The organism is Cupriavidus sp. IK-TO18, assembly GCF_015549295.1.
GTDB lineage: Bacteria > Pseudomonadota > Gammaproteobacteria > Burkholderiales > Burkholderiaceae > Cupriavidus > Cupriavidus oxalaticus_A.
The window spans coordinates 292,430-313,088 of the sequence record NZ_JADGMP010000015.1; the positions used below are offsets into that span (position 1 = coordinate 292,430).

18 protein-coding genes are annotated in these 20,659 nt (G+C 65.3%); 1 reads left to right on the plus strand and 17 read right to left on the minus strand.

The annotated features are described in order from the left end of the window. Positions 1-92: 92 nt before the first annotated feature. The 10 genes from IPF36_RS13965 to cmk all read right to left on the minus strand — a co-directional run bounded on the left by IPF36_RS13965 (position 93) and on the right by cmk (position 10,508). Complete coding sequence (locus IPF36_RS13965) at positions 93-1,394, minus strand: solute carrier family 23 protein (RefSeq protein WP_195428278.1); 1,302 nt, start codon at positions 1,392-1,394, stop codon at positions 93-95. Between the two features lie 252 nt (positions 1,395-1,646). After that, positions 1,647-2,027 (minus strand): helix-hairpin-helix domain-containing protein, encoded by a 381-nt coding sequence (locus IPF36_RS13970; RefSeq protein WP_135704788.1) that lies wholly within the window; start codon positions 2,025-2,027, stop codon positions 1,647-1,649. Positions 2,028-2,198: 171 nt separating this feature from the next. Further along, positions 2,199-3,194, minus strand: coding sequence for an ADP-glyceromanno-heptose 6-epimerase (rfaD, locus tag IPF36_RS13975; RefSeq protein WP_195428279.1), 996 nt, complete (start codon positions 3,192-3,194; stop codon positions 2,199-2,201). Positions 3,195-3,221: 27 nt separating this feature from the next. Beyond that, positions 3,222-4,166: a D-glycero-beta-D-manno-heptose-7-phosphate kinase gene (rfaE1, locus tag IPF36_RS13980; RefSeq protein ID WP_133094015.1), complete on the minus strand. Its 945-nt coding sequence runs from the start codon at positions 4,164-4,166 to the stop codon at positions 3,222-3,224. A gap of 78 nt (positions 4,167-4,244) precedes the next feature. After that, entirely contained in the window at positions 4,245-5,648 is a 1,404-nt protein-coding gene (locus tag IPF36_RS13985; protein ID WP_133094014.1) for a UDP-glucose/GDP-mannose dehydrogenase family protein, read from the minus strand. Between the two features lie 37 nt (positions 5,649-5,685). Next, the gene (gene lapB, locus IPF36_RS13990; protein ID WP_133094013.1) at positions 5,686-6,897 is read right to left on the minus strand and encodes a lipopolysaccharide assembly protein LapB; all 1,212 of its coding nucleotides are present in this window, start codon (positions 6,895-6,897) and stop codon (positions 5,686-5,688) included. Positions 6,898-6,900: 3 nt separating this feature from the next. Further along, complete coding sequence (locus IPF36_RS13995; protein WP_133094012.1) at positions 6,901-7,248, minus strand: lipopolysaccharide assembly LapA domain-containing protein; 348 nt, start codon at positions 7,246-7,248, stop codon at positions 6,901-6,903. A gap of 285 nt (positions 7,249-7,533) precedes the next feature. Then, positions 7,534-7,944, minus strand: coding sequence for an integration host factor subunit beta (locus IPF36_RS14000; RefSeq protein WP_135704782.1), 411 nt, complete (start codon positions 7,942-7,944; stop codon positions 7,534-7,536). 30 nt (positions 7,945-7,974) lie between these two features. After that, positions 7,975-9,669, minus strand: a complete 1,695-nt coding sequence (gene rpsA, locus IPF36_RS14005; protein WP_133094010.1) for a 30S ribosomal protein S1 — start codon at positions 9,667-9,669, stop codon at positions 7,975-7,977. 170 nt (positions 9,670-9,839) lie between these two features. Further along, positions 9,840-10,508 (minus strand): (d)CMP kinase, encoded by a 669-nt coding sequence (cmk, locus tag IPF36_RS14010; protein WP_135704780.1) that lies wholly within the window; start codon positions 10,506-10,508, stop codon positions 9,840-9,842. Between the two features lie 125 nt (positions 10,509-10,633). Here cmk and IPF36_RS14015 point away from each other — a divergent pair, with 125 nt between their 5' ends. Continuing rightward, on the plus strand, positions 10,634-10,870 hold the full coding sequence (locus tag IPF36_RS14015) for a DUF2061 domain-containing protein (RefSeq protein WP_133094009.1): 237 nt from the start codon (positions 10,634-10,636) through the stop codon (positions 10,868-10,870). Here IPF36_RS14015 and aroA read toward each other — a convergent pair. The 7 genes from aroA to gyrA form a co-directional block, all read right to left on the minus strand. Beyond that, positions 10,860-12,164 (minus strand): 3-phosphoshikimate 1-carboxyvinyltransferase, encoded by a 1,305-nt coding sequence (gene aroA / locus IPF36_RS14020; protein WP_133094008.1) that lies wholly within the window; start codon positions 12,162-12,164, stop codon positions 10,860-10,862. The two genes, IPF36_RS14015 and aroA, sit on opposite strands and share 11 nt — an antisense overlap. Positions 12,165-12,200: 36 nt before the next feature. Next, complete coding sequence (locus tag IPF36_RS14025) at positions 12,201-13,100, minus strand: prephenate dehydrogenase/arogenate dehydrogenase family protein (RefSeq protein WP_133094007.1); 900 nt, start codon at positions 13,098-13,100, stop codon at positions 12,201-12,203. 105 nt (positions 13,101-13,205) lie between these two features. Continuing rightward, on the minus strand, positions 13,206-14,333 hold the full coding sequence (gene hisC, locus IPF36_RS14030; protein ID WP_195428281.1) for a histidinol-phosphate transaminase: 1,128 nt from the start codon (positions 14,331-14,333) through the stop codon (positions 13,206-13,208). A 42-nt stretch (positions 14,334-14,375) separates the two neighbouring features. Next, positions 14,376-15,524 (minus strand): prephenate dehydratase, encoded by a 1,149-nt coding sequence (gene pheA, locus IPF36_RS14035; protein ID WP_133094005.1) that lies wholly within the window; start codon positions 15,522-15,524, stop codon positions 14,376-14,378. 103 nt (positions 15,525-15,627) lie between these two features. Beyond that, positions 15,628-16,785, minus strand: coding sequence for a 3-phosphoserine/phosphohydroxythreonine transaminase (gene serC, locus IPF36_RS14040; RefSeq protein WP_133094004.1), 1,158 nt, complete (start codon positions 16,783-16,785; stop codon positions 15,628-15,630). Positions 16,786-16,962: 177 nt separating this feature from the next. Continuing rightward, a complete protein-coding gene (locus IPF36_RS14045; RefSeq protein WP_029045717.1) occupies positions 16,963-17,526 on the minus strand; it encodes a DUF2059 domain-containing protein in 564 nt (187 codons plus the stop codon). Positions 17,527-17,639: 113 nt separating this feature from the next. Continuing rightward, complete coding sequence (gyrA, locus tag IPF36_RS14050) at positions 17,640-20,291, minus strand: DNA gyrase subunit A (protein ID WP_133094003.1); 2,652 nt, start codon at positions 20,289-20,291, stop codon at positions 17,640-17,642. Positions 20,292-20,659 lie beyond the last annotated feature (368 nt).

Consider the following 20,659-nt stretch of genomic DNA (forward strand, 5'->3'; position numbering starts at 1 on the left):
TTCGCCGGCCATTGTAATCCAGTCACCTTTCCCTCGCCGACAGGCGGGATTTGCGCAAACGCGCCCCGCCTCGCTCCCCTTCCCTGCGCTACTCAGTCGGCCTCGTGGTTGCCTTCGCCCAGCAGGTGGTACAGCAGAATGCAGCCAAAGGTTGCGGTACCGATGCCACCCAGCGTCATGCCGCCCAGCTTCAGCGTCAGGTCGCCGGCGGCCACCGTCAAGGTGGCGCCGACCGTGATCAGGTTGCGCGAGCTGGAGAAGTCCACCCTGTTCTGCACCCAGATCCGGCCCGCGGTCGCGGCGATCAGGCCGAACACCACGATGGTCAGCCCGCCGATCACCGGCCCCGGGATGGTCAGGATCAGCGCACCGAACTTGGGCGAAAAGCCCAGCAGGATGGCCACCGCCGCCGCCACCACGAAGATCAGCGTGGAGTAGATCTTGGTGACCGCCATCACGCCCATGTTCTCGGCATAGGTGGTCACGCCAGTGCCGCCGCCGCTGGCCGACAGCATGGTCGCGATGCCGTCGCCGATAAACGCGCGGCCGATATACGGATCGAGGTTGCGGCCCGTCATCACGCCAATCGCCTTGATGTGGCCAAGGTTCTCAGCCACCAGCACGATCGCCACCGGCGCGATCAGCAGCATGGCGCTGACCTCGAACACCGGCGCGCTGAACGCAGGCAGGCCGAACCAGCTCGCCGCGGCAACGCCGGAGAAGTCGATCGGCTTGCCGAGGCCCATCACGCTGGTGCCCACGTAGTAGGCAAGGTACCCCGCCAGTCCGCCGATCAGTACCGGCAGGCGGCCAAGCATGCCCGGCGCGCGCACCGCAACCAGGCCCACGGCAAGCACCGTCAGCAGGCCCACCCAGGTATCGAGCGACGAGCCGCTGACCGCCTTGACCGCAACCGGGGCCAGGTTCAGCCCGATGGCCGCGACGATCGCGCCGGTGACCACCGGCGGCATCAGCTTTTCCACCCAGGCGTAGCCCACTGCCTGCACCACCAGGCCGATCACTGTGTAGAGCGCGCCCGCTGCAATGATGCCGCCCAGTGCCACCGGGATATTGGGGTTGGGGCCGCTGCCGGCATAGCCGGTGGCGGCGATCACCACGGCGATAAAGGCAAAGCTGGAGCCGAGATAGCTGGGCACCCGGCCACGCACGCACAGGAAAAAGATCAGCGTGCCGATACCGGAAAACAGGATGGCGATATTGGGATTGAAGCCCATCAGGATCGGCGCGATGGCGGTCGAGCCGAACATCGCCACCACGTGCTGGATGCCGGCCAGCAGCGTCTGGCCGGCCGGCAGCCGTTCGTCGGGCCCGATTACCCCTTCGGTCTTGAGCCGCCATTTCGGCAGGAAACCCGCGTCCTCGCCATTCGCCATATGTTGTGCTCCCTGTGTCCGGGCGGGCCGCTGCGTCAGCGGCCGCCGCGATTGTGGTTGGTGATCGCCGCCAACCGGCTGCATATTGCCGGCCGGCGCGCGCGCGCGGCAGATCCTGCCGGCGCGGCGTCCGCATGATACTCCGCAGCCGGATGGCTGCGAAGCCGCACAGGTGTAGCACGAGACGTACCAGCAACGACGAGCCCGGACGCATCCGGAGCCGGCACAGGGAGACAGGCTCCGGTTGAAGCTTCAGCGCGCTGCCTTGGCGGCACCGGCTGGCGGCGCGGCAGCCGCCTTGGCGGGCTTGGCAGCGGGAGCCGAGGGTGCCGGTGCAGCAGCGGCGGCGGCGCCGAATACCAGCCCCCCTTCCTGCAACCTGGCCACGGACTTCGGCCCTACGCCGCTGACACGCTCGGCAAGATCGGCGGCATCCTTGTACGGACCGCGCTTGTTGCGCTCGTTGACGATATTGCGTGCGGTGGCGGGGCCGACGCCCTTGACCGACGTCAGCGCGGCCTCGTCGGCCGTATTGACGTCGATGGCGGCATGCGCCGCGCCGCCCGCGCACAGGCACATCGCAGCCAGCAGGGAAAAACGACGGACGAGTTGCCAGACCCAATGCTTGAACATGAAAGCTCCTTTGCTGTGGATGGTGTGAAGTACCACCCCGCCATCGCGGCGAGGCCAGCTCAGGATAGGTTCAGCGCGCCACGACGGCGCATACGGCAACACAAGTTGACACCGGCCGCACGAAAACGTGTCGGCCGGTCATCGGGATCGAGGAAATGCTGGATGCGGTCGTCAGCCGTTGCGCCCGATCAGCCAGCGGCAGTAGCGCGCCACGCCTTCCTCGACCGTCAGAAAGGCCTCACCGTAGCCGGCGCCGCGCAGCTTCGACACATCGGACTGCGTAAAGCACTGGTACTTGCCGCGCAGCGCGTCGGGGAACTTGACGTACTCGACCAGGCCTTCCTGTACCAGCTCTTCCAGCGACAGGCTCGGCTTGCCTTCCGCCTCGCGCAGCGTATTGACCACGGTGACGGCGATGTCGTTGAACGGCTGCGCCCGGCCGGTGCCCAGGTTGAAGATGCCGGACTTCTCGGGATGGTCAAGGAAGTACAGGTTGACCTTGACCACGTCCTCGACCGAGATGAAGTCGCGGCTCTGCATGCCGGGACCATACCCGCCGTAGTCGCCGAACAGCTTCACGGTACCGTCGGCGCGGAACTGGTTGAAATTGTGGAAAGCCACCGACGCCATGCGGCCCTTGTGGTTCTCGCGCGGGCCATACACGTTGAAATAGCGGAAGCCGACGATCTGCGACAGTGCAGACGGCAGCCTGCGCCGCACAATCTGGTCGAACAGGAACTTGGAGTAGCCGTACACGTTCAGCGGACGCTCGAACTCGCGGTCCTCGCGGAACACCTGCGAGGCGCCGTAGGTCGCGGCCGACGAAGCATAGAGGAACTGCGCGCCCTGCTCCAGGCAACTCTCCATCAGCGACAGCGTGTAGCGGTAGTTGTTCTCCATCATGTAGCGCCCGTCGCTCTCCATGGTGTCGGAGCAGGCGCCTTCGTGGAACACCGCGCGGACCTTGCCGAACTGTCCCTTTGCAAAGCGCTCGAGGAAGTCCTCCTTGTCCAGGTAGTCGGAGATCTCGCAGTCGACGAGGTTGTGGAACTTGTCGGCGCGGGTCAGGTTGTCGACGGCGATGACATTGGTCTCGCCCCGTTCGTTCAGGCCCTTGACGAGGTTGCTGCCGATAAAGCCGGCGGCGCCGGTCACGATGATGGTCATGGTTGCTTCAGTAATGGGCGCCGCGCGTCACGGGGCGGTGCCGAACAATTCAGGGTAGGTAACGACGGCGGTGCCGAGCTTGCCGACCACGATGCCGCCGGCGCGGTTGGCATGCTGCACGGCTTCCTTGAGCGTCACGCCCGCGCCCAGCATGGTCGCCAGCGTGGCGATCACGGTATCGCCGGCACCCGATACATCATAGACCTCGCGCGCCTGGGCCGAGACGTGCAGCACTTCGGCTTCCGTGTAGAGCGTCATGCCCTCCTCCGAGCGCGTCAGCAGCAGCGCCTCCAGTTGCAGTTCGCGGCGCAGGTTCTGCGCGCGGATGGTGAGGTCGGCCTCGGTCTTCCAGGCGCCGACCACGGCACGCATCTCGGAGCGGTTGGGGGTGATCAGCGTGGCGCCGCGGTAGCGCGAGTAGTCGTCGCCCTTGGGGTCGATCAGCACCTTGCGGCCGGCTGCGCGGCCGGCGTCGATCATGCGGGAAACGTGCGTCAGGCCGCCCTTGCCGTAGTCGGACAGCACCAGCACCTGGTAGTCGTTGATCAGGCCCTGGAACCGGTCCTGTACCGCGGCCAGCACTTCGTGCGCCGGGGCGTTTTCGAAGTCCACGCGCAGCAGTTGCTGCTGGTGGGCGACTACGCGCAGCTTGATAGTGGTATTTAGCTTGGAGTCGCGGTGCAGGTAGGGCTCGACGTGGCTCTCGGCGAGCAGCGCCTCGAGCGTGCGCGCCGGCTCGTCGTCGCCGACGACGCCCAGCATGCCCACGCGCGCGCCCAGCGCAGCGGCGTTGCGCGCCACGTTGGCGGCGCCGCCCAGGCGCTCGTCGCTGCGCTTGACCTGCACCACCGGCACCGGGGCTTCCGGCGAGATGCGTTCGACGTCGCCGAACCAGTAGCGGTCCAGCATCATGTCGCCGACCACCAGGATATGGGACTGCCGGATCTGTTCCTGCGGGATGGTCTTGTTCATGAAGATCCTTGGCGATTGCGAGGCAGCCAGCGCCGCCTCGTCAGCATGTCGTTGATCAGTCGTTGACCCGTGCACGCTCTATTTGTTCGCGGAATCGTGCGCCGCCTGTTGTCCGGGCCGGGCCGCGCGGCCGATGGCGTGGTACTCGACGCCGCTCTCGGCCATCGCCTGGGGCTCGTACAGGTTGCGCCCGTCGAAGATCACCGGCGTCTTCAGCCGCCGCTTGATCTGGCCGAAATCCGGGCTGCGGAATACCTTCCATTCGGTCACGATGGCCAGCGCGTCGGCACCGTCCAGCGCATCCATCTGGTTGTCGTGGAAGCTGACGCGCGCCATCGCGTCCGGCAGGTCGGACAGGTCGGACTCCAGTGCGCGGCGTGCTTCAACCATCGACACCGGGTCGTGCACGCGCAGCGCAGCGCCGCGCGACACCAGCTCCCGCGCCAGGACCCGCGACGGCGCCTCACGCATATCGTCGGTATTGGGCTTGAAGGCCAGCCCCCACATGGCAAAGGTGCGGCCGGCAAGGTCGTCGCCGAAGCGGCGCACGATCTTCTCGCCCAGCACGCGCTTCTGCGCACCGTTGACCGCTTCCACCGCCTCGAGCACGCGCATGGACTTGCCATGGTCGGCCGCGGTGCGCATCAGCGCCTGCACGTCCTTGGGAAAGCACGAACCGCCGTAGCCCGCGCCGGCATACAGGAAACTGTAGCCGATGCGGGGATCCGAGCCGATACCCATGCGCACAAGTTCGATATCGGCGCCGACCTCGTCGGCCAGGTTCGCCAGTTCGTTCATGAACGAGATCCGCGTGGCCAGCATCGAATTGGCGGCGTACTTGGTGAACTCGGCGGAACGCACATCCATGTAGAACGTGCGCTCATGGTGCCGGTTGAACGGCGCGTACAGCGTGCGCATGGTGGCCTGCGCATGGCGGCCGGCGGCGTCCGGGTTACAGCCCAGCACGATGCGGTCGGGGCGCATGAAGTCCTCGACGGCGGCGCCCTCCTTCAGGAACTCGGGGTTCGACACCACCGAGAACTGCAGGTCTTCCAGCCCGCGCGCGGCCAGTTCCTCGCGGATCGCGGCCGTGACGCGGTCGCCCGTGCCCACCGGCACGGTGGATTTGTCGACCACGACCTTGAAGCCGGTCATGTGCCGACCGATATTGTGCGCCGCGGCCAGCACGTACTTGAGGTCCGCCGAGCCGTCTTCGTCCGGCGGCGTGCCGACGGCGATGAACTGCACGTCGGCATGCTCGACGCTGGCGGCGACGTCGGTGGAAAAAACCAGGCGGCCGGCGGCGCGGTTGCGCTGGATCAGCTCCTGCAGGCCCGGCTCGTAGATCGGCACGCCGCCCGCATTGAGCAGCGCGATCTTCTTTTCGTCCAGGTCGAGGCAGAACACATCGTTGCCCAGCTCCGCCAGGCAAGCGCCGGTGACGAGGCCGACGTAGCCGCTGCCGATAATGGTGACTTTCATGGCTTCAGGTCAGATTCTGTGGTGCTGCGCGCCGGGCTCAGCCGAGCGTCTCGGAACGCCGCGGGGCGTAGGTTTCCCAGCGGTTGCAACCCGGGCATTGCCAGTAGAACAGGCGGGCGCGGAAACCGCATTCGCGGCAGGTGTAGCGCGCCAGGTTGCGCGTGCGCGCCTGCAGCAGGTCGCGGATCGCGCCGGTTTCCTGATCGCGCTCGCTGGCGCCGTCCTCGGCGGGGGCATCGGCACCTGCCGGCACTTCGGCCGAGGTGACGGCGGCCTGCGCCTCAAAGTACTTTGTCAGCGCCAGCAGCGTGGGCTGGCGCCGCAATTGCTCGCGCATCAGGCGCGCCGCGGCCTCGGGGCCGTTCGTTTCGAGCTCGGCCTTGTAGGCGGTGTCGAGCAGTTCCGGCGCGAGCTTGCCCTTGAGCAGGCCGTGCAGCCACTCCAGCGCCGTACCTTCCTGCTGCAGGCTGGCGTAGGCCTTGACCACGCGGTCGGCGACCAGCGGCAGATAAGAGGCGTCCTGTCGTTCGATGCCCAGCCAGTGGCCGAGCGCGGCACGGGCGTCGCCAGCGGCGGCCGCCACGTCGCCCAGCAGGATGGGCGCGCGCACATTGGCCGGATTTTCTTCGATGGCCTGGTTCAGCCACTTCACCGCATCTTCGGGACGCTTGCGCTGCAGCGCATCCTGCGCCAGTTCGCAGCAGAACTGGGCGATCTGCAGGCTGTAGCTCTTCTGCTCCAGCGTCTGCAGTTCGCGCGCGGCGTCGATGGCCTTCTGCCACTCTTTCTCGACCTCGTACAGCTCGAGCAGCACGCGCTTGGCCGAGGCTGCGTACGGGCCGGACATCAGCCGGCGCAGCGACTCTTCGGCGCGGTCCAGCAGGCCGGCGCGCAGGAAGTCCTGGCCCAGTTCGTAGAGCGCATGTTCGCGCTCCGGCTCGGGCAGGTCGGGACGGGTTGCCAGGTTCTGGTGCACGCGGATGGCGCGCTCGGTTTCGCCGCGGCGGCGGAACAGCGCGCCAAGGGCAAAGTGAAGTTCGGTGGTCTCGGGATCAAGGCGGGCCACCTCGATAAAGGCGTCGATGGCCTTGTCGGGTTGCTCGTTGAGCAGGAAGTTGAGGCCCTTGAAATACGAACGCGGCAGCGCGCCCTGCTCGCTGATAAGCTGCCGCACGTCGAAGCGCGCCGCCATCCAGCCGAGGCCAAAGACAAGTGGCAGCGCCAGCAACCACCAGGTTTCAAACATCATGGATCAGACTTTCGGGCCGACTACGTTGTAAGGGACCGGCTTGGCGTCGCGCGGCGTGGCCGTGCTTGCAGCGGCCGGCTGCGGCGATGCTGAAGCGGCGGCCGCCTGCACCTGCGTCAGTGCGCGGCGCAGCTTGGCGACCTCCATGCGCTGGCGCATCAGGCCGGGCGCCACCGAGGCCAGCGCCGCGACCGCGCCAAGCACAAAGGCGGCGAACAGGATCAGGATCAGCGGGGCGTGCCAGACGGCGTTGAAGAACAGCTGCAGCGAAGCGTCGGCGGTATTGCGCAGCGCCAGCACGAACAGCAGCACGAATACGACGATACGGACGATCCAGGCGAACAGTTTCATGCAGGTAGGCAGCTTGGCAGCGTGACGGGCAGCGTGACGTTTAAGCGGCGCCGGCGCTTGCGCGCGGGCCGGCAATGACCCCGGCATTGTAGCGGAATCACTTCCTCGATTCGGTAACGCGGCGGTTACGGGAGGCTAACGCGCGTGGCTCTGCGGGCGCTGACACGTATTGCGCGGCGATGCCTCATCGGGCGCGAGCAGCAGGCATAGCGCTGCAGAATAAAAAAAAGCGCCCTTTGGGGCGCTTTTTTTGACTTGCCAGACAACTGGGCAGGCAGCCGATGCTCAGGGCCGGACCAGGTTCAGTCCGCCCTCGTGCAGCGGCGCTGCAGCGGCGCCAGTGCTTGCCTTGCCCGGCACGGCCTGGGCCGTACCGACGGAATGGCCGTTGCCATTGACGCCCGCAGGCGCCGGCTGGCTGCGGTCAACCCGTTCGCGCAACTCCTTGCCCGCCTTGAAGTGCGGCACCCGTTTTTCAGGTACCAGCACCCGTTCGCCGGACTTGGGATTGCGCCCCACGCGAGGCGGACGCTTGTTCAGACCAAAACTGCCGAATCCGCGGATCTCGATGCGATGGCCATCGGCCAGCGCCTCGGACATCGCGTCGAGTATCGTTTTGACCGAGATGTCCGCATCCCGCAGCAGCAGCTGCGGGAAGCGGGCAGCCAGTTTTTCGACGAGCTCCGACTTGGTCATGGGCATACGCGCAAGCGCGGGGGCCTGCGATTACTGGTTGTCCTGGCCGAGCTTGGCCTTCAGCAGGGCGCCGAGGTTGGTCGTGCCAGCCGTGCCGGTGTCAGCCTGGAACTTCTGCATCGCTTCTTGCTGCTCTGCGCTGTCCTTGGCCTTGATCGACAGGTTGATATTGCGCGACTTGCGGTCGACGTTCACCACCAGGGCGGTGATCTGCTCGCCTTCCTTCAGCACGTTGCGGGCGTCTTCCACACGGTCAGCGGAGATTTCCGAAGCACGCAGGTAGCCTTCCACGTCGTCAGCCAGCTGGACCACGGCGCCCTTGGCGTCAACGGCCTTGATGGTGCCGGTAACGATCGAGCCCTTGTCGTTGGCCGAGATGAAGTTGTTGAACGGATCGCCCGACAGCTGCTTGATGCCCAGCGAGATGCGCTCCTTGTCGACGTCGATGCCCAGAACCACGGCTTCGACTTCGTCGCCCTTCTTGTACTTGCGCACGGCGTCTTCGCCGGACTCTTGCCAGGACAGGTCGGACAGGTGCACCAGGCCATCGATGCCACCAGGCAGGCCGATGAACACGCCGAAGTCGGTGATCGACTTGATCTGGCCGCTCAGCTTGTCGCCCTTCTTGTGGTTGCGCGAGAAATCGTCCCACGGGTTGGCCTTGCACTGCTTCATGCCCAGGCTGATACGACGCTTGTCTTCGTCGATATCCAGGACCATGACTTCCACTTCGTCGCCCAGCTGGACAACCTTCGACGGAGCCACGTTCTTGTTGGTCCAGTCCATTTCCGACACGTGCACCAGGCCTTCGATGCCGGCTTCGATCTCGACGAACGCGCCGTAGTCGGTCAGGTTGGTCACCTTGCCGAACAGGCGGGTGCCTTGCGGGTAGCGGCGCGAGATGCCGACCCACGGATCTTCGCCCAGCTGCTTCACGCCCAGCGAGACGCGGTTCTTTTCCTGGTCGAACTTGAGGATCTTGGCGGTGATTTCCTGGCCAACCGACAGCACTTCGCTCGGGTGGCGGACACGGCGCCAGGCCAGGTCGGTGATGTGCAGCAGGCCGTCGATGCCGCCCAGGTCAACGAACGCACCGTAGTCGGTGATGTTCTTGACGATACCGTTGACGATGGCGCCTTCCTTCAGGGTTTCCATCAGCTTCTGGCGCTCTTCGCCCAGGGTCGCTTCGACCACGGCGCGGCGCGACAGCACCACGTTGTTGCGCTTGCGGTCCAGCTTGATGACCTTGAATTCCAGGGTCTTGCCTTCGTACGGGGTGGTGTCCTTGATCGGACGCACGTCAACCAGCGAGCCCGGCAGGAACGCGCGGATGCCGTTGACCATGACCGTCAGGCCGCCCTTGACCTTGCCGGTCACGGTACCCGAGATGATCTCGCCGTCTTCCAGCGCCTTCTCGAGGTTCAGCCACGATGCCAGACGCTTGGCCTTGTCGCGGGACAGGATGGTGTCGCCATAGCCGTTCTCGAGTGCGTCGATGGCCACGGAGACGTAGTCGCCGGCCTGCACTTCGAGTTCGCCCTGGTCGTTCAGGAACTCCTCCACCGGCACAAATGCCTCGGACTTGAGGCCGGCATTGACGACCACGAAGTTGTGGTCGATGCGCACGACTTCAGCGGAGATCACTTCGCCAGCCTTCATATTGGAGCGGGCGATCGATTCCTCGAACAGTGCGGCAAAGGATTCGTTAGTTTGCAGGTCGGACATAAACGTAAGGTGAAATCCGCAGTACGCTGGCCGGCGCGACTATCGCGCTCAGTCTGCCAGTGCAGCGGGGTCAGGTTTTACACAAGCCAGCGTCGGGCCGATCAGGCATGTCCGGGCTGGCCCCATCTGGTGCGGGCGAGGTCCGTTCGCTTGTCATGCGTCCGATGCATTCATGCACCGGACCGCACAGCGGCAAACCACTCCAGCACCTGCGCCACTGCCTGATCCACCGTCATGTCGGAGGTATCCAGCAGCTTTGCATCCTCGGCGGGACGCAGCGGTGCGGCGGCGCGGTTGCGATCCCGCGCGTCGCGCGCCTCGAGGTCACGCAAAAGGTCTTCGATATTAGCAGAAATTCCCTTATCAATCAATTGTTTATAGCGCCTGCGAGCACGCGCTTCAACACTTGCCGTGAGGAACACTTTCAACTGGGCGTCCGGAAAGATCACGGTGCCCATGTCCCGGCCGTCGGCGACCAGGCCTGGCAGCTTGCGGAAGTCGCGCTGCAGCTGGGTCAGCGCGTCGCGCACCGGCTGGTGCACGGCGATGGCCGAGGCGCGGTTGCCGATGGCCTCCGCACGGATCGCCAGGCTGACTTCCTCTCCCTGCAGCCAGACCCGGTCCGGGCCGAACTTCACTTCAAGGCGCGAGGCGACCTTTGCCAGGGTGTCCACGTCGGCCAGGTCAACGCCGGCGCGATCGCTGGCCAACGCCACCAGCCGGTACAGGGCCCCGCTGTCGAGCAGATGGAATCCCACCGCGTCGGCGACCTTGTGTGCGACCGTTCCCTTGCCCGAGGCGGTCGGCCCGTCAATGGTGATGACGCTGACAATAGTCATTGGTTATGAAACTCAAAGAAACGATTTATTGTTAAACCAACTGAGAATCATTATCATTTGATTCATGGCGCTTCGCCGCAATCGCGGCCAGCACCCTCCAGTTTTCAGTTGCGAGGCAATCTACCATGGCAAAAACCCTGACGTTCGGCATCATGCACCTCGGCATCGCTTTCAGCGTGACGTATGCGCTGACCGGCAGCCTTGCCATCAGCGGTGCCATCACGTTCATCGAACCGGCCGTCAATACCGTGGCGCACTACTTCTTCGATCGCTACTGGGAACGGCGCGAGCGCCGCCAGGCTCCTGCCAGCGGCGAAGCAACCAGGACCCGCGCCACGACCGGCGACCTGGTCAGCGCGTAACGCCGGCAAATACGCTGAAGTAGTCCGGGAACGTCTTCGCCACGCAACCCGGGTCGTTGATCCGCACCGGCAGCGGCCCGAATGCGGCCAGCGAGAAACACATCGCCATGCGATGGTCATCATAGGTGCCAATGCCGTCCGCCGGGGTCTGCCAGGCGGGCGGCGGCGTCACACGCAGATAGTCCGCCCCTTCTTCCACGACTGCGCCCAGCTTGCGCAGTTCCGTTGCCATCGCGGCGATCCGGTCGGTTTCCTTGACGCGCCAACTGGCGATATTGGTCAGGGTCGTGGTGCCTTCGGCAAACAGCGCCGCCACCGCCAGCGTCATGGCCGCGTCGGGGATGTGGTTGCAGTCGAGCTCGATGCCGTGCAGCCGGCCATCGTCGCGTTCCGTACCGCGCACTTCGATCCAGTTGTCGCCCGCCATGATGTTGGCGCCCATGCGGTTGAGCGCATCGGCAAAACGCACGTCGCCCTGGATGCTGGTCATGCCCACGCCCTCGACCCGCACCGGCCCGCCGCCGATCGCCCCGGCCGCCAGGAAATACGATGCCGAGGACGCATCGCCCTCCACATAGATCTCGCCGGGTGACTGGTAGGCCGCGCCGGCCGGCAGCACGAAGCGTTCCCAGCCCTGCCGCTCGACCTGGATGCCGAAACGCGCCAGCAGGTTCAGCGTGATCTCGATATAGGGCTTGGAAATCAGCTCGCCCACCACCTCGATCTCGATCCGTCCGCTGTCGCTCTGCGCCATCGGCAGGCTCATCAGCAGCGCGGTCAGGAACTGGCTCGACACATCGCCGCGCACGCGGATCGGCGCGTCGATGCGGATGCCGGCGGGCTGGATATGCAGCGGCGGGAAACCTTCATTGCCAAGGTAGTCGATCACCGCGCCGACCTGGCGCAGGCCGTCGACCAGGTCGCCGATCGGCCGCTCGTGCATGCGCGGCACGCCCGATAGCTTGTAGCTGCCGCCCTGCAGCGCCAGCGCGGCCGTCAGCGGGCGGATCGCCGTGCCGGCGTTGCCCATGAACAGCTCGGCCGACTTGTTCGGGAAATTGCCGCCGGCGCCGGCCACGATGTAATCGGCGCCGTCCTGCCGCCACGCCACGCCCAGCGTGCGCAGCGCCTGCAGCATCACGCGGGTGTCGTCGGAATCGAGCAGGTCGCGCACGCGGGTTTCGCCGGTGGCCAGCGCGGCCAGCAGCAGCACGCGGTTGGAGATGCTCTTCGAGCCCGGCAGCCGCACGGTGCCGGTGGCGCGAGTCAGGGGGCCAAGCGTCAGGTGTTCCATGGTCTCGGTAGGCGCCGGGGCGCCTCGGGGTTCGTATTACGGTTCGATATGGTTGTTGCCCGCGGCGCGTTCGGCGCCCCAGGCCAGCCGGGTCTTGCTGGCGCGCGTGAAGATGCGTTCAAGCGCGTCGCCGTCGCCCTTCTCGATCTGCGTCTTCAGGTGCGCAAGCACCGACTGGTAGGTGCCCAGTTCACGCAGCAGCGCCTCGCGGTTGGCTACGCAGATGTCGCGCCACATTTCCGGCGACGAGGCCGCGATGCGCGTGAAATCGCGGAACCCGCCACCGGCAAAATCCAGCTTCAGCGCAGCGTCTTCGGCATTGGCCACTTGCGCCACCAGCGCGTACGACAGCACGTGCGGCAGGTGGCTGACCGACGCGAACACCGCGTCGTGCTGCACCGCCGACATCACGTGGCATTGCGCGCCGGCTTGCTCCCACATTGCGCGGACCGCCGCGACATCGGCGCGCGAATTCTCCTGCAACGGGCACAGCACGGTTTTCTTGCCGACATACAGGTCGGCGAGCGCGGCTTCCACGCCGTTGAGCTCGCGCCCGGCGATCGGATGCGCCGGCACGAACTGCGCGACCTTGTCGCCCAGCGCGGTCTTGGCCGCCATGATCACGTCGGACTTGGTGCTGCCCGCATCGGTGACGATGGTGCCGGGCTGCAGGTGCGGCTCCAGCGCATGCAGCAGCGCAAAGTTCTGCGCCACCGGCGCGCACAGCACGATTACGCTGGCGCCGCGCGCGGCATCGGCGAGCGTCGCCGCCTCGTCGATCACGCCAAGGTCCAGCGCCTTCTGCAGCGACGCGGGCGAGCGGCCCACGCCGACCACCGTGCCCGCCACGCCGGCACGCTTGAGCGCCAGCGCGAGCGAGCCGCCGATCAGGCCGACGCCGACAATGACAACACGGGAAAAATGCAAAGCACTCACGATTTCAGGCCCGACGGGCAGTGGCTCGGCCGGGCCGAGCGATAGCAAAAAGGCACGGCGCCGGGCACAGCGGCCCGGCGCGAATCGCCGCGATTGTAGCGGGGCTTACGCCAGCGCCCGCTCCAGTGCCGCAATGAAGGCCGCGTTTTCCTCGGGCAGGCCGATGGTCACGCGCAGCCAGCGCGGCAGGTTGTAGTTGCCCACCGGGCGCACGATCACGCCCTGCTTGAGCAAGGCCAGGTTGACACGTGCACCGGCACCGTCGTCGTCGCCGACGCGGACCAGCACGAAGTTGCCCGACGACGGCACGTATTCGAGCCCGAGACGATCGCAAGCCTCGATCAGCTGCGCCTTGCCCGCACGGTTCAGCTCCGCGCTACGGCGCAGGAACTCGGCATCGCCCAGCGCCGCGATCGCCGCGGCCTGCGCCACGCTGTTGACATTGAACGGCTGGCGGATGCGGTTAAGCAGATCGGTCAGCGCCGGCTGTGCCACTGCATAGCCGATGCGCAGCCCCGCCAGGCCATACGCCTTGGAGAAGGTGCGCGACACCATCAGGTTGGGATAGCGGCGCACCCACTCGATCGAATCGTATTGCTGGTCGGCATCCAGGAATTCGTTGTAGGCCTCGTCCAGCACCACCACCACGTTCGGCGGCACCGACCGCAGGAAGGCCTCGATCTGCGCAGCCGGCAGGAAGGTGCCGGTGGGATTGTTGGGGTTGGCGATAAAGACCAGCCGCGTATCCGGCGCGATCGCCGCGCCCATGGCATCGAGATCGTGGCCGTAATCGCGCGCCGGCACTTCGATGGCCCGGGCGCCGATCTCCTGTGTCGCCAGCGCATAGACCGCGAACGAGTACTCGGCATAGACGATCGACTGGCCGGGCTCGACCAGCGCATGTGCGGCCAGCTCAAGGATGTCGTTGCTGCCGTTGCCGAGCGTGAGCCAGTCCTCCGGCACGCCGAAACGCGCCGACAAAGCGGCCTTCAGCGCAAAGCAGTTTGAATCAGGGTACCGCCCCAGGTCGGCGACGGCGGCAGCCACGGCGCGCTGCGCCGACGCCGGCATGCCCAGCGGATTCTCATTGGAGGCGAGCTTGACGATGCCGGCCTCGTCCAGGCCGAACTCGCGCGCGACTTCGGAAATCGGCTTGCCGGCCACGTACGGCGAGATCGCCCGCACATAGTCCGGTCCGAACACCGTGCCGCCATGCTTACCCTGTTCTGCCATCTTGTCTCCTTGCTCCGGTTGCGCTGGCCTTGGTTATTCACCTTACTTGCTCGACGGATACGAGCCCAGCACCTTCAGATAGGCCGCGTTGCGGCGCAGTTCGTCGATGGCGCGTGCCACCGCCGGCTCATGCTGGTGCCCTTCGACGTCGACGTAGAAGTAATACTCCCACGCACCGCTGCGCGCCGGACGCGATTCGAAGCGGCACATCGACACGCCGTTCTCGGCCAGCGGCGCCAGCAGCTGGTACACCGCGCCGGCCTTGTTCGGCACCGACAGGATCATCGAGGTCTGGTCGCTGCCCGACGGCTCGGTCTCGTAGCGGCCGATCACGGCGAAACGCGTGCGGTTGTGCGGATCGTCCTGGATATGCGTGCGCACCAGGTGCAGGTGGTAGCGGTTCGCAGCCGATTCGCCGGCGATCGCCGCGACGGTGGGGTCCTCGCTGGCCATGCGCGCGGCTTCGGCATTGCTCGACACCGCCTGGCGCTCCAGGTGCGGATAGTTGGCCGTCAGCCAGTGCTGGCACTGCGCCAGCGCCTGCGCGTGCGCGCGCACCACGGTCACGCCCTTCATGTCGGGCGTCGACGCCATCAGGTTGTGATGCACCTTCAGCGCGATCTCGCCGCTGATCTTCAGCGACGTCTGCAGGAACAGGTCGAGCGTGCGCGACACCGCGCCCTCGGTCGAGTTTTCCACCGGCACCACGCCGTATTCGACAGTGCCTGCCTCCACCGCGCGGAACACTTCGTCGATGCTGGGGCAAGGCACGCCGCTCACCTCATGGCCGAAGTGCGCATACAGCGCCTGCTCCGAGAACGTGCCGGCCGGGCCCAGGAAAGCGACTTCCAGCGGCTTCTCCAGCCCGCGGCAGGCGGACATCACCTCGCGCCAGATCGCGGCCACGCTCTCGCCCAGCAGCGGACCCGGATTGGCACCCTGCACCTTGCGGATGACCTGCAGCTCGCGCTCCGGGCGGAACACGGGCGCGCCATACTTCTTCTTGACCTCGCCAACCGCGAGCGCGAGCTTGGCCCGCTGGTTCAGCATGGCCAGCAGTTCGCGGTCCACCGTGTCGATCTGCTCTCGCAGCGGCGCCAGCTCGACCGACAGGTTGCGTTCGGCCTCGCTCAGGTGGTTGCCGTTGGGCTGCGTCTCCTCGTGCGCAGGGGTGCTGTCTTGACTTGTCATTGTATGAATCCGGTGGGCCGCCGGGGCGCGGCGGCCGGGGAAAAACCTGTCCGCGCCAGCCCGCGCGCGCGATGGCGCGTGGGCTGTGTCGCGGACACGCGCCTCAGGCCGAGGTGCGTTCGAACTCGCGCATGAAATCGATCAGCGCCGTCACACCTTCCAGCGGCATCGCGTTGTAGATGCTGGCGCGCATGCCGCCCACGGTCTTGTGTCCCTTGAGTTGCACCAGGCCATTGGCGCGTGCCTGCGCCAGGAAGGCATCGTTGCGCGATTCGTCGCCGAGGAAAAACGGCACGTTCATGCGCGAACGGCAGCCCGGAGCGATCTCGTTGCGGTAGAAGTCGCTCTGGTCCAGGAAGTCGTACAGCGCCGTAGCCTTGGCGATATTGCGCTGTTCGATCGCCGGCACGCCGCCCTGGCGCTTGAGCCATTTGAAGACCAGTCCGGCGATGTAGATGGCGTACGTCGGCGGCGTGTTGTACATCGAATTGTTCTCGGCCACCTGGCGCCAGTTGAATGCCGACGGGCACAGCGGATGCGCGTGGCCCAGCAGGTCCTCGCGCACGATCACGATGGTGACGCCGGCCGGGCCGATATTCTTCTGCGCGCCGCCGTAGACCACCTGCACGCGCGACCAGTCGATCGGGCGCGACAGGATATGGCTGGAAGCATCGGCCACCACCACGCGCTTGCCCTTGACCTGGCCGATATCGGGAATGTCCTGGAACTCGACGCCAACAATGGTCTCGTTGGTGCACAGGTGCACGTAGGCGGCGTCATCCGACAGCTTCCAGTCGGCAACAGCGGGAATGCGGTGGAATTTTTCCGCCTCGTTGGACGCGGCGATATTGACCGTACCGTAGCGGCGCGCTTCCTGCTCGGTCTTGATCGACCAGGTGCCGGTGACGACGAAGTCGGCCTTGGGCTGCTCGGCATTGCGCAGGCGCATCAGGTTCAGCGGCACGATGCCGTTTTCGCCAATGGCCCCGCCCTGCAGGAACAGCACGCGGAAATTGTCGGGGATATGCAGCAGCTCACGCAGGTCGGCGATGGCCTCGTTGTGGATGCCCTCGAACTCGCGGCTGCGATGGCTCATCTCCATCACCGAAACCCCGGTCCCGCGCCATGACAGCATTTCCTCGGCAGCCTGTTGCAGCACTTCGGCCGGCAGCATGGCCGGGCCCGGGGAGAAGTTGTAGACGCGTTCGGCCAATGCACGCTGCATCATGCCGGCAAGAGCGGGATTCTGGGGATCGTTCATGAGACGGGGAAAGGAAAAATGGCTGCCGGAGTTACCCAAGCAGCCATTATCCCTCAAACCCGTGCCCGGTTGGGCGCCCGGGGTTGGACCCCGGTGCAGCGCCGGCCCGCGCGAGGCGGCCTTAGCGACACATTACGGCGCATTGCGGCGCAATGCCTCAGGCCCCTGCGGCGAAGATCACTTCGACGCGGCGGTGATTTCCTTCTCGGCCGCGTCGCGCATCGACTTGCCGACCTGCGGGCCGTACTTCTGCATCATCGAGCCCCAGATCTCCTGGGTCGCCTTGCCCTGGTTGGCCATGAACTTCTGGCCGGTCGGCGACTTCAGGAACGTGGTCAGATCCTTCAGTTCCTGCGTGGAGTAGTACTTGCCGAAGGCGTCGTAGTGGGCCTGGATGGCGTCCTTGCGGAAACCGTCGGTGTTGAATGCCGTGCCGGCGCCGTCAACCATGCGCTGGACCGCGCCGTTCTTCTTCAGCTTTTCAACCGCGGCCTGCTTCTGCTTGTCGCTCAGGGTCTTGTTCTCGACCAGAACCTGCTCCAGCACCAGCGGGGCTTCCTGCTTGGCGCCTTGTTGCCAGTTTTCTGCCTGGCCCTTGACGGCCTGGTCAGCCTGCATGACGGAAAGCAGTTCCTTGATGGCTGCCGTCTTTTCCGCGTCCTGTGCATGGGCATGCTGCGCCACCATGAAGGTCGGAACGAAAGCGGCCAGAACAGCGATACGTCGATAGGTTTTGAGCATTGTGACTCCCTGGTAAATACGTCCGTTTTAGTCCGGACAGCCGCAAGTCGAGTTCCGGCTGACGTCCTGTTGTTGCAACAATTTACGTTTTAACGCGCGATGGGGCCAATTGGTTACGAATTGGCGTCGGCATCGGCGTTACCGCCCGCCTCTTCCGTCTCTTCCGGGCCGGCGCCATTGTCGGCGTCGCTCTCGACGATGCGCTGCAGGCCGGACAGCTTGGTACCCTCGTCGACGTTGATCAGCGTGACGCCCTGCGTGGCCCGGCCCATTTCACGGATTTCACCGACGCGGGTACGGATCAGCACACCGCCGGTGGTGATCAGCATGATTTCGTCTTCCGGCGAAACCAGCGCCGCCGCCACGACGCGGCCGTTGCGCTCGCTGGTCTGGATCGCGATCATGCCCTTGGTGCCGCGGCCGTGTCGAGTGTACTCGGCGATCGGCGTGCGCTTGCCGTAACCGTTCTCGGTCGCGGTCAGAACGCTGCCACGTCCGCCCGCCTCCGCTTCCTCGGCGGATTCGGCGGGCGCAACCAGCATGGCGATCACGGCCTGGCCGTCCTCCAGGTTCATGCCGCGCACGCCTCGTGCCTGGCGGCCCATGGGGCGCACGTCGTTTTCGTCGAAACGCACCGCCTTGCCGGCATCCGAGAACAGCATCACGTCATGCTGGCCGTCGGTCACGGCAGCACCGATCAGGTAGTCGCCCTCGTCCAGGTCGACGGCAATGATGCCGGCCTTGCGCGGGTTGGAGAACTCGGTCAGCGCGGTCTTCTTGACCGTGCCGCGTGCGGTGGTCATGAAGATAAAGTGCTCGGCGTCGAACTGGCGCACCGGCAGGATCACGTTGATCTTTTCGCCGTCAGACAGCGGGAACATGTTGACGATCGGACGCCCGCGCGAGTTGCGGGAACCCTGCGGCACTTCATAGACCTTCAGCCAGTACAGCCGGCCGCGGTTCGAGAAGCACAGGATGTAGTCGTGGGTATTGGCCACGAACAGGGTGTCGATCCAGTCGTCTTCCTTGGTTGCCGTCGCCTGCTTGCCGCGCCCGCCGCGCTTCTGCGCGCGATACTCGGAGATCGGCTGGCTCTTCATATAGCCGCTGTGCGACAGGGTGACCACCATGTCCTGCGGCGTGATCAGGTCCTCGGTGTCCAGCTCGGTCGCGTTCAGTTCGATCTGCGAACGGCGGTCATCGCCGAACTCGGCGCGGATAGCGGTGAGTTCATCGGTGATGATTGCAGTAATGCGCTCGGGACGGGCCAGGATATCCAGCAGATCGGCGATTTCCGCCATGATGTCGCGGTATTCCTGGACGATCTTGTCCTGCTCCAGCCCGGTGAGGCGTTGCAGGCGCATTTGCAGGATTTCCTGCGCCTGGCCGTCTGACAGCTTGTAGAGGCCGTCGGCCTGCATGCCGAACACCGCCGGCAGGCCGTCCGGCCGGTACGATGCGCGCCCCCCGGGGGTCTCGCTCTCGGCACGTGCAAGCATCTCGCGCACCAGGCCGGAATCCCAGGCCTTGGACATCAGCTCCTGCTTGGCGATCGGCGGCGTGGGCGCGGCCTTGATGATGGCGATGAACTCGTCGATATTCGCCAGCGCCACGGCCAGGCCTTCCAGCACATGGCCGCGTTCGCGCGCCTTGCGCAGCTCGAACACGGTGCGGCGGGTCACGACCTCGCGGCGGTGCGCGAGGAAGTACTCCAGCATCTGCTTCAGGTTCAGCAGGCGCGGCTGGCGGTCGACCAGCGCCACCATGTTCATGCCGAAGGTGTCCTGCAGCTGGGTGTTCTTGTACAGGTTGTTAAGAACGACCTCGGGGACCTCGTTGCGCTTGAGCTCGATCACCACGCGCATGCCCGACTTGTCCGACTCGTCGCGGATATCCGAGATGCCCTCGATCTTCTTTTCCGTAACCAGCTCGGCGATGCGCTCAAGCAAGGTGCGCTTGTTCACCTGGTAGGGCAGCTCGTCGACGATGATCGCCTGGCGCTGGCCCCGGTCGATATCCTCGAAGTGCGTCTTGGCGCGCATGACCACGCGGCCGCGGCCGGTGCGATAACCTTCGCGCACACCCTGGATGCCATAAATAATGCCGGCGGTCGGAAAATCCGGAGCCGGAATCAATTCAATCAGTTCATCCACCGTCGCCTGCGGATTGCGCAGCAGATGCAGGCAGCCGTCGACGATTTCATTCAGGTTATGCGGGGGGATATTGGTGGCCATACCCACTGCAATACCCGAGGAACCATTGATTAGCAGATTGGGAATACGGGCCGGGAGAATAGAAGGCTCTTTTTCGGAGCCGTCATAGTTGCTGTCGAAATCGACGGTTTCCTTGTCGATGTCATGCAGCATCTCGTGGGCGATTTTCGACAGGCGGATTTCGGTATAACGCATGGCCGCGGCGTTATCGCCATCGACCGAACCGAAATTGCCCTGCCCGTCCACCAGCATGTAGCGCAGGGAGAAGTCCTGCGCCATGCGGACAATGGTGTCGTATACAGCAGTGTCACCGTGCGGGTGATACTTACCAATCACATCCCCGACAATACGGGCCGACTTCTTGTACGGACGGTTCCAGTCGTTGTTGAGCTCGTGCATCGCAAACAGCACGCGCCGGTGCACCGGTTTCAGGCCGTCCCGCACATCGGGAAGCGCGCGCCCGACGATCACGCTCATGGCGTAGTCGAGATAGGAGCGGCGCATTTCCTCTTCGAGGGAGACCGGAAGGGTTTCTTTTGCGAATGGATCCATTGCGGCGTGGTTTATGCGGCAGGTTTAAGCGAATGACAGGCCCTTTTGCACGTGGCGCCGGCAGGCGCCTGACGGCTGGGCAACGTGCCATTCTAACATGCCGGCATCCCCGACTTACCGCCCCCGGACAGCCTCGCCGGAGCCAGCCGGCGGCCTTGCCCGAATCCCGGAAACCCTGATGCCACAAGGCTTTGCGGGCGACACAAGACCTATGTTGCACAAACACCACAGGCCCAAAACCCATGGGGCGAATCGAATATATTTACTTCTTAGGAAACGACCCTTGTGGCACAATTCCCCAGCGAAGAGCCAGACATTGTTCGAAGTGGAGCATACACCACATCGAGAATGTTATACTCCGAAGAATG

What these genes read in the sequence shown, in the direction of transcription:
- serC (WP_133094004.1), bottom strand. Translation starts at nt 16,785, where the DNA reads ATGAACGATCCCCAGAATCCCGCTCTTGCCGGCATGATGCAGCGTGCA.
- lapB (WP_133094013.1), bottom strand. Translation starts at nt 6,897, where the DNA reads ATGATGTTTGAAACCTGGTGGTTGCTGGCGCTGCCACTTGTCTTTGGC.
- cmk (WP_135704780.1), bottom strand. Translation starts at nt 10,508, where the DNA reads ATGACTATTGTCAGCGTCATCACCATTGACGGGCCGACCGCCTCGGGC.
- hisC (WP_195428281.1), bottom strand. Translation starts at nt 14,333, where the DNA reads ATGGCAGAACAGGGTAAGCATGGCGGCACGGTGTTCGGACCGGACTAT.
- IPF36_RS14015 (WP_133094009.1), top strand. Translation starts at nt 10,634, where the DNA reads ATGGCAAAAACCCTGACGTTCGGCATCATGCACCTCGGCATCGCTTTC.
- IPF36_RS14045 (WP_029045717.1), bottom strand. Translation starts at nt 17,526, where the DNA reads ATGCTCAAAACCTATCGACGTATCGCTGTTCTGGCCGCTTTCGTTCCG.
- rfaD (WP_195428279.1), bottom strand. Translation starts at nt 3,194, where the DNA reads ATGACCATCATCGTGACCGGCGCCGCCGGCTTTATCGGCAGCAACCTC.
- IPF36_RS14000 (WP_135704782.1), bottom strand. Translation starts at nt 7,944, where the DNA reads ATGACCAAGTCGGAGCTCGTCGAAAAACTGGCTGCCCGCTTCCCGCAG.
- rpsA (WP_133094010.1), bottom strand. Translation starts at nt 9,669, where the DNA reads ATGTCCGACCTGCAAACTAACGAATCCTTTGCCGCACTGTTCGAGGAA.
- IPF36_RS13985 (WP_133094014.1), bottom strand. Translation starts at nt 5,648, where the DNA reads ATGAAAGTCACCATTATCGGCAGCGGCTACGTCGGCCTCGTCACCGGC.
- gyrA (WP_133094003.1), bottom strand. Translation starts at nt 20,291, where the DNA reads ATGGATCCATTCGCAAAAGAAACCCTTCCGGTCTCCCTCGAAGAGGAA.
- aroA (WP_133094008.1), bottom strand. Translation starts at nt 12,164, where the DNA reads ATGGAACACCTGACGCTTGGCCCCCTGACTCGCGCCACCGGCACCGTG.
- rfaE1 (WP_133094015.1), bottom strand. Translation starts at nt 4,166, where the DNA reads ATGAACAAGACCATCCCGCAGGAACAGATCCGGCAGTCCCATATCCTG.
- pheA (WP_133094005.1), bottom strand. Translation starts at nt 15,524, where the DNA reads ATGACAAGTCAAGACAGCACCCCTGCGCACGAGGAGACGCAGCCCAAC.
- IPF36_RS13965 (WP_195428278.1), bottom strand. Translation starts at nt 1,394, where the DNA reads ATGGCGAATGGCGAGGACGCGGGTTTCCTGCCGAAATGGCGGCTCAAG.
- IPF36_RS13995 (WP_133094012.1), bottom strand. Translation starts at nt 7,248, where the DNA reads ATGAAACTGTTCGCCTGGATCGTCCGTATCGTCGTATTCGTGCTGCTG.
- IPF36_RS13970 (WP_135704788.1), bottom strand. Translation starts at nt 2,027, where the DNA reads ATGTTCAAGCATTGGGTCTGGCAACTCGTCCGTCGTTTTTCCCTGCTG.